Genomic DNA, 1,083 nt, shown 5'->3' with positions numbered 1-1,083 from the left:
TGGGTAAATCAACGGTCAGTAAGTGGGTAACGCAACTTCAGGTTGAACGCAAAGGGCTTGCTCCTAAAGCCTCACCCATGACGCCTGAGCAGATTGAGATTAGGGCACTTAAACGAGAAATTGAGCGTATTAACCTCGAGAAAGAAATCCTAAAAAAGGCTACAGCTCTCTTGATGTCGGACTCGCTGAACAATTCTCGATAATCGAGAAGCTCAATGAGAGCAGTAAATATCCTATTTCAGTGTTATGCCATGCATTTAACGTGAACCGTAGTAGTTACCGTTATTGGGTGAGTCACGAGCATATTGTGACGTCAGAGCAGCGACGTTTAGAATGTGAAATCAAAGCGATACATGCGCAAAGTAACCAGTCCGCGGGTGCGAGAAACATTGCCACTATTGCTTCTGAACGGGGTTTTACACTAAGTCGTTATCGAGCCACTAGGCTAATGAAAAAGCTAGGATTAGTCAGTTGCCAACAACCGAAACATCACTACAAGAAGGCTGGGAAGGAGCACGTCGCTATCCCCAATATACTCGAACGACAATTTGCAGTGATTGAACCAAACACCGTTTGGTGTGGCGATGTCACTTACATTTGGGCGGGTAATCGCTGGTGCTATTTAGCGGTTGTGCTGGACTTATTTTCGAGAAAAGCGGTGGGTTGGGCAATGTCATTTTCACCAGATACTGAGTTAACGGTGAAAGCACTGGAAATGGCATTTGAATCACGGATTAAGCCTAAAAACCTGATATTTCACTCAGACCAAGGCAGCCATTACACTAGCCTTAAATACCGTCAACGGCTGTGGAAATATCAAATCACCCAGAGCATGAGTCGTCGAGGTAACTGCTGGGATAATGCGCCAATGGAGCGATTTTTCAGGAGTTTAAAAACGGAATGGGTGCCAACGCAAGGTTATAAGAGTTTTGTCGAAGCTAAACAAGATGTGACTAATTATATTATTGGCTATTACAGCCAAGTCAGGCCACATCATTATAATGCAGGATTAAGCCCAAATGAATCAGAGCGAAGATTTTGGGAAGATTCTAAAACCGTGGCCAAATTTAGTTGACCACTTCA

Annotated in this window: 1 protein-coding gene; it reads left to right on the top strand. The window is 44.0% G+C overall.

The genetic code is table 11. The features are described 5' to 3' along the window. Positions 1-1,075, top strand: a protein-coding gene (locus ACRN9H_RS19635; protein WP_432315883.1) for an IS3 family transposase whose coding sequence is annotated in 2 segments (ribosomal slippage) — positions 1-150 and positions 150-1,075 — 1,076 coding nt annotated over the 2 segments. Because the reading frame shifts where the segments join, the coding sequence is not laid out codon by codon here. This gene is flagged as partial in the annotation. Positions 1,076-1,083 lie beyond the last annotated feature (8 nt).

The sequence above is a fragment of the Shewanella sp. MF08487 genome (genome assembly GCF_050848685.1).
Classification (GTDB): domain Bacteria; phylum Pseudomonadota; class Gammaproteobacteria; order Enterobacterales; family Shewanellaceae; genus Shewanella; species Shewanella glacialipiscicola.
Note: the sequence above shows the minus strand (reverse complement) of the source record. Positions and strands in the feature narration are given on the sequence as shown.